The sequence below is a fragment of the Streptomyces sp. genome (assembly GCF_035644915.1).
In the GTDB taxonomy this organism is placed as follows: domain Bacteria; phylum Actinomycetota; class Actinomycetes; order Streptomycetales; family Streptomycetaceae; genus Streptomyces.
In genome coordinates this window covers 95,187-104,949 of record NZ_DASQNP010000203.1, presented here as the reverse complement: position 1 = coordinate 104,949, position 9,763 = coordinate 95,187, and the positions used below count along the sequence as shown (strand labels likewise).

At 73.8% G+C, this 9,763-nt stretch carries 8 protein-coding genes; 1 reads left to right on the top strand and 7 read right to left on the bottom strand.

All coding sequences use genetic code 11. The features are described from left to right. On the bottom strand, positions 1–1,017 hold a 1,017-nt coding region (locus VE546_RS22515; protein WP_324925214.1), incomplete at its 3' end, for an aldehyde dehydrogenase family protein. 187 nt (positions 1,018–1,204) lie between these two features. On the opposite strand from VE546_RS22515, the gene VE546_RS22510 reads away from it, so the two are divergent. Then, positions 1,205–1,999 (top strand): IclR family transcriptional regulator, encoded by a 795-nt coding sequence (locus tag VE546_RS22510; protein WP_324925212.1) that lies wholly within the window; start codon positions 1,205–1,207, stop codon positions 1,997–1,999. A 97-nt stretch (positions 2,000–2,096) separates the two neighbouring features. Here VE546_RS22510 and VE546_RS22505 read toward each other — a convergent pair whose 3' ends face one another. From VE546_RS22505 to VE546_RS22480, 6 genes are all read right to left on the bottom strand, one after another. Continuing rightward, on the bottom strand, positions 2,097–2,705 hold the full coding sequence (locus VE546_RS22505) for a carboxymuconolactone decarboxylase family protein (protein ID WP_324925210.1): 609 nt from the start codon (positions 2,703–2,705) through the stop codon (positions 2,097–2,099). Between the two features lie 109 nt (positions 2,706–2,814). Next, complete coding sequence (locus VE546_RS22500) at positions 2,815–4,236, bottom strand: NCS2 family permease (protein WP_324925208.1); 1,422 nt, start codon at positions 4,234–4,236, stop codon at positions 2,815–2,817. Positions 4,237–4,381: 145 nt separating this feature from the next. After that, positions 4,382–5,728: a pectate lyase gene (locus tag VE546_RS22495; RefSeq protein ID WP_324925206.1), complete on the bottom strand. Its 1,347-nt coding sequence runs from the start codon at positions 5,726–5,728 to the stop codon at positions 4,382–4,384. Between the two features lie 115 nt (positions 5,729–5,843). Beyond that, positions 5,844–7,190, bottom strand: coding sequence for a sugar ABC transporter substrate-binding protein (locus tag VE546_RS22490; protein WP_324925204.1), 1,347 nt, complete (start codon positions 7,188–7,190; stop codon positions 5,844–5,846). A gap of 122 nt (positions 7,191–7,312) precedes the next feature. Further along, complete coding sequence (locus VE546_RS22485; RefSeq protein WP_324925202.1) at positions 7,313–8,875, bottom strand: glycoside hydrolase 43 family protein; 1,563 nt, start codon at positions 8,873–8,875, stop codon at positions 7,313–7,315. After that, positions 8,872–9,705 (bottom strand): PmoA family protein, encoded by an 834-nt coding sequence (locus VE546_RS22480; protein WP_324925226.1) that lies wholly within the window; start codon positions 9,703–9,705, stop codon positions 8,872–8,874. The genes VE546_RS22485 and VE546_RS22480 overlap by 4 nt, the downstream gene beginning before the upstream one ends. Between the last annotated feature and the right edge of the window lie 58 nt (positions 9,706–9,763).

Genomic DNA, 9,763 nt, shown 5'->3' with positions numbered 1-9,763 from the left:
CGGGGCCGTCACGCCCTCCAGTCCGGCCCGGGCCCTGACCCCGGCCAGGAACGCCTCGCGCATCCGGGTGTCCAGCAGCGGCCCGGGGGCGGCCTCGCCCAGGGCCGCGGTCAGGGCCTCCACCAGCCGGTCGCCCCCCTCCCCGGCGGGGACGAGGACCAGGCCGGGCTTGGTGCAGAACTGTCCGCGGCCCAGCGTCATCGACCCCGCCAGGCCGCTGCCGATCTGCTCGGCGCGTTCCCCGGCCGCCGCCTCGGTGACGACCACCGGGTTGAGGCTGCCCAGCTCGCCGTGGAAGGGAATCGGGGTGGGACGGGCCGCGGCGGCGTCGAACAGGGCGCGCCCGCCCCGTACCGAGCCGGTGAAACCGGCCGCGGCGACCAGCGGGTGCTTCACCAGTTCCACGCCCGCGTCGAAGCCGTGCACCACGGAGACGACGTCCTCGGGCAGTCCCGTCCGGGCGGCGGCGCGGCGCAGCACGGCGGCGCACAGCTCGGAGGTGGCCGGGTGGTCCGGGTGCGCCTTGACGACCACCGGGCAGCCCGCGGCGAGCGCGCTGGCGGTGTCGCCGCCGGGGACGGAGAAGGCGAGGGGGAAGTTGGAGGCGGCGTAGACGGCCACCACGCCCAGCGGGATCTTGTAGCGGCGCAGGTCGGGCCGGGGCGGGGTGAGCGAGGCGTCGGCGTGGTCGATGACGACGCCCAGGTAGGCGCCGTCGGCGACCTCGTCGGCGAAGGCCCGCAGTTGGTGGGCGGTGCGGTCCAGCTCGCCGTTCAGCCGGGCCGCGCCGAGGGCGGTCTCGGCGTCCGCCGTCGCGACGACCTGCTCGCGCGCGGCCTCCAGTTCCCCGGCGGCCGCGCGCAGCAGGGCGATGCGGACGTCGCGGTCGGCCAGCGCGCCACGGGTTCCGTGGGCGGCGCGCACGGCCGCGTCGACGTCGGCCGCCGCGGCCTCGACCGCGACCTGCTCGCGCTGCTTCCCGGTCCTGGGGTCGACGCTCCACACTGGTACTGCCACCGCGCACTCCTCCTGCCGTCTGGCTGACTGACCGCTGCCGGCCGACCGCCCGCCGAAGGCCGTGTCCGGCGTTCCGCGGACCGAAGGCTGTCCTCCCGGGAGGCCCGTTCGATATACTGAACGCCGTCCCGATGCGTGAATGACTGTCCGGGACTCTATGGCCGCTCAAGCGAAAGGGTCAAGGTCGATGCCGTCAGCGCGTGGGGGCGCCCCCGGTCGGAAGCCGGAGGCGGGCGGACAGGTCAAGTCGGCGGTGCGCACGGTGGAGTTGCTGGAGTTCTTCGCCGGACAGCCCGGCATGCACTCCCTGGCCGCCGTGCAGGAGGCCGTCGGCTACCCCAAGTCCAGCCTCTACATGCTGCTGCGCACGCTGGTGGACCTGGGCTGGATCGAGACCGACGCCACCGGCACCCGCTACGGCATCGGCGTGCGCGCCCTGCTGGTGGGCACCTCCTACATCGACGGCGACGAGGTCGTGGCCGCCGCCCGGCCCACCCTGGACCGGCTCTCCGACGACACCACCGAGACCATCCACCTCGCCCGGCTGGACGGCACCAACGTCGTCTACCTCGCCACCCGCCAGTCGCAGCACTACCTGCGCCCCTTCACCCGGGTGGGGCGGCGGCTGCCCGCGCACTCCACCTCGCTGGGCAAGGCGCTGCTGGCGACGTACGACGACGACCAGATCCGCGCGATGCTCCCGGAGACCCTGACTCCGCTGACCGAGCACACCATCACCGACCGCGAGAAGCTCATCGAGGAGCTGCACCAGGTCCGCGAGCAGGGCTACGCCGTGGACCGCGAGGAGAACACCCTGGGGCTGCGCTGCTTCGGCGTCGCCATCCCCTACCGCACCCCCGCGCGGGACGCCATCAGCTGCTCGGTGCCGGTGGCACGGCTGACCCCCGCCCACGAGCAGACGATCAAGGAGGCCCTGTTCCACGCGCGGGACCGGCTGACGCTGGCCACCCGGCAGTTGTAGGCCGGCGGCCGCAGGGGCTTTCCGCCTCCCCCGTGGCGGGGGAGGCGGTTCCCCGCCGGCAGGACGCCGGGGCCGCGCGCGGGGCGGTCGTCCGCGCCTACGGGAGCGGGTCCGGCACGTCCGGCCCCGACTGGGCCGCCGGCCGGGCGGGCGGGAGCGGCGGCACCTCGCAGCGGTCCGAGAACCCCTGCCCGACCAGGCCGAAGGCGCTGTTGATCCGCGACCGCAGGTTCTCCACGGCCACCATCGCGGTCAGCTCCACGAACGCCTTCTCGCCCAGCCGTCCGACCAGTTCCCGGGCCAGCCCGTCGGTGACCGACGGCTCGGTGGCGGTCATCGCCTCGGCGTACTCCATGACCTTCAGCTCCAGGTCGGTGAAGAGGTCGCGGTGCTCGCGCCAGACGGGCACGTACCGGACCTTCTCCATCGGCAGCCCGAGCTCCTGCGCCTCCCAGTGGCCGAAGTCCATGCACCACGAGCAGCCGATGCGGGCCGAGGAGACCATCACGGCGAGGTGCTTGAGGGCGGGGTCGAGTTCCTTCCAGCCGGCGACGCCCCGCTCGAAGCGGAAGTAGTCGGCCAGCACCTTCGGGTGGTGCCCGAGCGCCCTGCCGGGGTCGAGGACCTTGCCGAACCTGCGCCGCGAGTACCACTCGCCGAGGCGCAGGACGAGGGTGCGGGGCGGATCGAGGGAGATGCGGGCCATGGCGGTGCCCCCTTCGGGTCGTACGGGTTCCCTGCGGTTCCTTCACCGGTGGGACGGATCCGGGTCCGTGTTCCGTGACATCCCCGCCCGCGTCCCGCGCCGAAAGGGGTCAGCGCACCCCCAGGAACTGCTCGACCGGGTCGATGGCGAAGTAGACGACGAACAGCCCGGCCACCGCCCACAGCAGCCGGGGCACCTCGCGGGCCCTGCCCAGGACGGTCCGGAGGACGGCGTACGCGATGAAGCCCGCGCCGATCCCGTTGGTGATGGAGTACGTGAAGGGCATCACGGCGATCGTGAGGAAGGCCGGGACGGCGATGTCGAAGCGCGTCCAGTCGATGTACCGCACCTGGGCCATCAGCAGGAAGCCCACCGCGATCAGGGCGGGGGCGGCGGCCTGGGCGGGGACGATCGTGGCGAGCGGGGCGAGGAAGAGGGCGAGGGCGAACAGGGCACCGGTGACGAGGTTGGCCAGGCCCGTGCGGGCGCCCTCGCCGACCCCGGCCGCGGACTCGATGTAGCTGGTGTTGGAGGAGGCGGACGCCGCGCCGCCCGCGACCGCGGCGAGGCCGTCGACGAACAGCAGCCGTCCCAGGCGCGGCACCCGGCCCTCCTCGTCCAGCAGCCCGGCCTCGCTGCTGACGCCGACCGCCGTCCCCATGGTGTCGAAGAAGTCGGTGAGGAAGAGCGTGAAGACCAGCAGCACCACGGTGAGGACGCCGACCTGCTCGACCGCCCCGAACAGGCTGAACGCGCCGACCAGCCCGAAGTCGGGGAGCGCGACCAGGTCGTCGGGGACGGACGGCGCGGTCAGGCCCCACGCCCCGGGGGGCAGGCCGGCGATCCCGTCGATGACGACGGCGACCGCGGTCATCACCACGATGCCGATGAGGATGGCGCCGTTCACCCCGCGGACCAGCAGGGCCACGGTCAGCAGCACCCCCAGGCAGAAGACGAGCACCGGCCAGCCCGACAGGGTGCCGTCGTCGCCGAGCTGGACGGGGACCGAGCCGGTCTCGCCGGGGACGCGGGTGGCGAAGCCGGCGTCGACGAAGCCGACGAAGGCGATGAACAGGCCGATGCCGACGCTGATGGCCTGCTTCAACTGCTGCGGGACGGCGTGCATGATCGCCTCCCGCACACCGGTGACGACCAGCAGGCAGACCACGACGCCGGAGAGGACCACGAGCCCCATCGCGTCGGGCCAGCTCATGGTGGGGGCGATCTGGTAGGCGACCAGGGCGTTGATGCCCAGCCCGGCGGCGAGCGCCAGCGGCAGGTTGGCGGTGAGGCCCATCAGCACGGTCATCACGGCGGCCACCAGCGCGGTGACGGTGACGAGCTGGGCCTCCGGGAGCCGGTTGCCGAACCCGTCCTCGGCGCCGCCCAGGATGATCGGGTTCAGCACCAGGATGTAGGCCATGGTGAAGAACGTGGCGATGCCGCCCCGCACCTCCCGGCCGACGGTGGAGCCTCGCTCGCCGATCCGGAAGAAACGGTCGAGGGCGTGGGGGACGGGGGGTGCGGACATGGCGCTCCTCGGTGGTGCGAACGGTGCTGCCGGGGCGATTGTCCCCACCGTGCGGGCCGCCCGGCCCGAACCGCGGCAACGGGCCGCGCGGCGCGCGCGGAGTTCCCCCGTCTCCCGCGCCGGACGGGCGGCGGTCACCCGGTGGTCACCCGCGGCCCTTCCCGTCCCGCACCGTGAGCCGTCCCGCCCCGGCGTGCCGGTCCACCAGGTACGGGACGGCCAGCGGATGGTGGACGCGGGTGCGCAGCACGGGGGTCCAGCCCGCGTCGTCGCCCAGGACGCGGTCGGGGTTGGCGGCGTTGTGGGCGGCCAGCAGGTCCACGCGCCGGCCGTTGACCCAGTTGTCGTTCTCGGTCATGGAGGTGCCGGGGGTCCACTGGCGGATGGTGTCCGCCGGGGTGATGCCCCCGTGCAGGGTGAAGGCGTTGTGCTCGGCGACGAGCGCGGCCTCCTTGCCGATGCCCCAGGTGTAGCCGTACGCGGCGCCGGCGTTCTGCCTGACGTGGTTGTTGTAGGCGTCCACCCTGCCGAAGCGCACGCGCGGAGCGCGTTCCTTGACGTCCTCGAAGAGGTTGTGGTGGAAGGTGGTGCGCAGCTTGCCGCGGTCGTCGGCGGCGGCGCCGTCGCTGTTGCCGAGCAGGATGGTCTTGTCGTGCTCGGTGAAGACGTTCCAGCTCACGGTCACCAGGTCGGCGCCGCGCACGATGTCGAGCAGGCCGTCGTGCTGCTGGAAGAGCTGCCCGAAGTGGCGCGGCTGGGCGCTGTCGGGGCGGCGGCCGTCGGTGAAGGTGTTGCGGTCGAGCCAGACGTGGGTGGAGCCGTGGACGACGACGTTGTCGTACTCGGAGTTCCAGGCGCCGTTCTCCCCGTCGGTGGGGTCCCACTGCGGGAAGCAGTCGTAGGTGTCCTCGAAGGTGAGGTTGCGGACGATGACGTTGTCCGCGTGCCGGATCTGGAGGCTGACGCCGAGCAGGGTGGCGTCGTCGCCCACGCCGAGCAGGGTGGTGTTGGAGCCGACGGTGAGCTTGACGCGTTCGGCCTGCTCGGCGGCCGAGGCGGCGCGGGCGTCCTCCACCGGGCCGGAGGGCTGGGCGTCGCCCCAGGTGGCGGGGTCGTACGCCTGGAGGTACTTCTCCAGGGTGTAGCCGTCGCGCTGGTAGTCCTCGCAGGACAGGGGGTTGCCCCGGTCGTCGGCGTTGCCGTGGACGGTGCCCCTGACCTTGATGATCTTCGGCGTGTCGTCGCCGCCGTTCAGCGCCGCGGCCAGTTCGGCGCGGTCGGTGACGGTGAAGACGTGGTCGGCGTCGGCCGCCGCGCCGCCGGTGGTGCCGCCCTCGGCCGAGGCCCAGCCGTCCCCCTCGGGCAGGACGGCGCGGGTGGCGTCGCCGCCGGGGCGCGGGGCGGCCTGGGCGGGGACGGCGAGGGCGGCCAGGACGAGCGAGGCGCATCCCGCCAGCACGGCAACGCGTGCTTGGCACACTTTTCTCTGCACTGCGGCTCCTTCGGTGACATCGGTGGTCGGTGGGGCGGACGCGGGGCCGCCCCGCCGGGGTGGGCCGCCGCGGCGGTTGCTGCGGCGGGCCGCCGTGGCGGGGCGGGACCGGCCGTCAGCCCTTCTGCTCGCTCCACTCGGCCTGCGCCTCGTTGAGCCGCTTCGCCAGGTCGTCGGCGAACTCCTTGGCGGACATCTGTCCCAGCAGCAGCTTCTGGAAGTTGGGCTCGGTGTCGGCCTTGCTGATGCCGTTCCAGTCCGGCAGGTAGTAGGGCAGTTGGACGATCCGGGTGTCCGGGTCGTCCAGGGACTCCATGGCCGCCTTGGTGGGTCCGGCCTCGTTGATCCACGCGTCGTCCGCGGCGTCGGTGTGGGCCGGGATGGCGCCCGCCGACTCGTTCCAGAGGCTGTTCATCTCCGCCGACGCGGCGAACTCGATGAACTTCCAGGCCGCGGCCTTGTTCTCGCTCGACTTGAACAGCCCCAGCCCGTCGACCGGGTTGGAGACCATGGTCCGCGGGGCGCCCTCGGCGGAGGGCGGCAGCGGCAGCCCGTCGATCCTCTCCTCGCCGAACGCCTTCACGTGGTCGGTGTAGGAGCCCAGGTTGTGCTGGAGCATGCCCACCTCGCCCCCGTCGAAGGTGGCGACCATCTTGGTGAAGTCGTTGTTCAGGTCGGCCTTGGGGGTGACCTCGTCGTACAGGCCGGCGTACTTCTCCAGCGCCTCGACGTTCCTCGGGTCGTTGACGGTGGTTCTGCCGCCCTTCCAGAAGCTGTCGATGCCGGACTGGGCGTACATCATCTCCAGCGCCTGGGCGATGGAGCCCGCGCCGCCGCGGATGGTGAAGCCGAAGCGGTTCTTCTTCTTGTCGGTCAGCTCCTCGGCGGCCCGGTAGAAGTTCTCCCAGGAGGTGGGGGGTTCCAGGCCGGCCCGCTCGAACAGGTCCGTGCGGTACCACAGCACGCCCTGGTTGGCGGAGGTCGGGACGGTGAACAGCTCGCCGTCCTCGCCGCCGGCGGCCTCGACGCTGTCGGTCATGCCCTTGACCAGCTTGCCCTTCAGCGGGCTGTCCTCGATCCGGTCGGTGACCGGCTCCAGCGCCCCCTGGGCGACCATGTTGGCGAGGTAGGCGGTGCCGACCATGCCGACGTCGGGCAGGCTGTCGTCGCCGCCCTGGATGGCGGTGTCGTACTTGGACTGCACGTCGGCGATCGGTATGCCGACGTACTCGACGTCGATGTCGGGGTTCTCCTTCTCGAACTCGGCGATGATCTTCTTCCAGACCTCGGTGCGCACACCGCCGTTGTTGTCCCAGAAGACGATCTTCCCCTTGCCGTCGCCCTCGCCGCCCGCCCCGGTGCCGGAGTCCCCGCAGGCGGTGGCGGTGAGGGCGAGGCAGGTGCCGGCTCCCAGGGCCAGCAGGGAGCGGGCACGGGATCTGCGGCTGTTGTTTCTGCTCATCGTCGGCTCTTTTCTCGGTCGTTCGTTTCCGGGTGGGTGTTCGGGGTGTGCGCGGCTTGCGGGTTCTGCTCCCGAAGGGCGCTGTCGGCGGGTGCGGGCGCGGCGGGGGTCCCCGCCCGGTGTCAGGTGACGCGGAATCCGGTGAAGACGGCGGTCCCGGCCGGTCCGCTCCCCCGCGGGGCGGTGGCGAACAGGCCGAGCTGGGCGCCGACCCAGCGCCAGGGGGTGGCGGCGAAGGGCGGGCCGGAGGGGAGGAACGCGGTGTCCCGGCCGGTGCGCGCGGAGAAGCGGCAGCGGGCGCCGGGGAGGAGTTCGACGCGCAGCCGCACGCGGCCGTCCGGTGCGGGACGGGGCCGCGCGGCGTCCCGCTCGCGCTCGGCGGCGGGTTCGGCGAAGCGGTGCACCAGACGGATGCCGGAGGCGTCCCGCTCCAGGCCGATCCAGGAGAACGCGTCGCCGAGGACCGCCAGGCCGGCCCTGGCCCCGGCCTCCGCGCTGTCCAGCCGCAGCCCGACCTCGACCGTGCAGGGGTCGCCGGGCAGCCGCTGGACCAGCACGTTCGGCAGCCTGCGCAGGTCGTGGGCGTCGTCGGTGCGGCGGCAGACCAGCCACAGCCCGTCGCCGGAGTGGGCGACCGTCCAGCCCTGCCGGGGGTCCTGTGCCCCCGGGTTCCGGGGAGGGTTGGCGGTCCAGGACCACTGGAGGCCGAAGCGCCCGCCGGGGAAGTCGTCGCCGGTCGCGGGGGCGGCCGGCCGCTCCCCGGGCACGGGCCGGGGGTGGACGGCGACGGGCTCGCCGCCGTCGCCGATCACCGGCCAGCCGTCGTCGTCCCAGCGCATGGGCTGGAGGTGCACCACCCGTCCGTACGCGCCGCGGTGCTGGAAGTGCAGGAACCAGTCGCGGCCGTCGGCCGCCCGCACCCACGCGCCCTGGTGCGGGCCGTTGACGTCGGTGCGGCCCTGGGCGAGCACGATGCGCTCCTCGTAGGGGCCGAAGACGTCCCGCGACCGGAAGGCGCCCTGCCAGCCGGTCTCCACTCCCCCGGCCGGGGCGAAGATCCAGTACCAGCCGCCGTGCCGGTAGAGCTTGGGGCCCTCCAGGGTGAACCAGCCGGGCAGCGCGTCGCCGTCCACCACGGTCCGGCCCGCGTCGAGGAGTTCGCGGCCGTCCGGGCTCATCCGGTGGCCGGTCAGCCGGTTGTTGACGCCCGAGCGCGACCTGGCCCAGGCGTGCACCAGGTAGGCGCGGCCGTCGGAGTCCCACAGCGGGCAGGGGTCGATCAGTCCCCGGCCGGCCTTCAGCAGGTGCGGTCTGCTCCACGGGCCGCGGATGTCCTCGGCGTTGACCTGGTGGATGCCGTGGTCGGGGTCTCCCCAGAAGATCCAGAAGCGGCCCGCGTGGTGTCTGATGGACGGCGCCCACACCCCGCCGTCGTGGCGCGGCACGGTGAACGCCTGCTCGGGTTCCAGCCGTTGCAGGGCGTGCCCGACGATGCGCCAGCCGACGAGGTCCCGGGAGTGCAGGATCGGCAGGCCGGGGGCGCGTCCGAAGCTGGAGGCGGTCAGGTAGTAGTCGCCGCCGACGGCGATGGCGTCGGGGTCGGACCAGTCGGCGTTCAGCACCGGGTTGCGGTACGCCGTCCCGGTGTCGGCGGTGTCGGCGGGGGCCGCCGGGCGGGCCGTCACGCGGTCACCTCCCCGGTGAGCCGGGCGGCGATCCGGGCGGCGGCGGCGCGGTCCAGGCGTCCGTCGGCGACACCGGTGACCACGCGCCGGGTGACCGTCTCGCCGGGGGGCAGCGGCAGTCTGCGGTCCCAGGCCAGTGCGGAGCCCACGCCCGGGTACTCGGCGGCGCGCACGAACCAGGGGTCGCGGCGGGTGGCGTCGGTGGCCCCGGCGAAGACCAGCGTCCAGGCGTCCGTGGCCATCGCCAGCCAGGGCGCCGGTGAACCGTGCACCGCCTCCTCGCCCTCGGCGCCGGCGGTGAACACCTCCGGCGGGCGGGCGCCGATCGGCGGGCGCCAGAAGAAGCCGCCGTAGCCGGCGCCCGGGCGGCCGTTGGTGGCCGGGCTGCCGACGGACAGCTCCTCGTCGCCGGTGTTGGTGAGTTCGGTGGTGAAGTCCAGCGCCCAGCAGGTCCCGTCCACCGCCCGGACGGCGACCGTGCGGCGCTCGGTCAGCAGCCGTCTTCCGCCGCGCTGCCAGGCGATCTCCTCGGTGAAGCCGTCCCGGCCGCGCCGCGGCCACCCCAGGTGGCGCTGGTGCCCGTGGTTGTCCAGCTCGGTGGGGCCCCGGCCGCGGACGAAGGTGCGCCCGCCCCAGAAGTTGGTGCCGGAGACGTCGGGGACGGCCATGCTCACCCCGAGGTGGTGCACGTGGTCGGCGGGCCGCAGCTCGGTGACGACCGTGCCGCCCAGGGTGCGGACGGGGTGCAGGTACGGGCGCGGGGACTCCCGTCGGGCCAGGCGCGGCCGGTGCTCGTAGCGGGCCACGGGCCGGTCGCCGCAGTACAGCACGGTGGCGCCGGCGTCCGTGCCGGCGGTGTCCGTGGGGCCGGCCGCGGCGGCCGGGCCG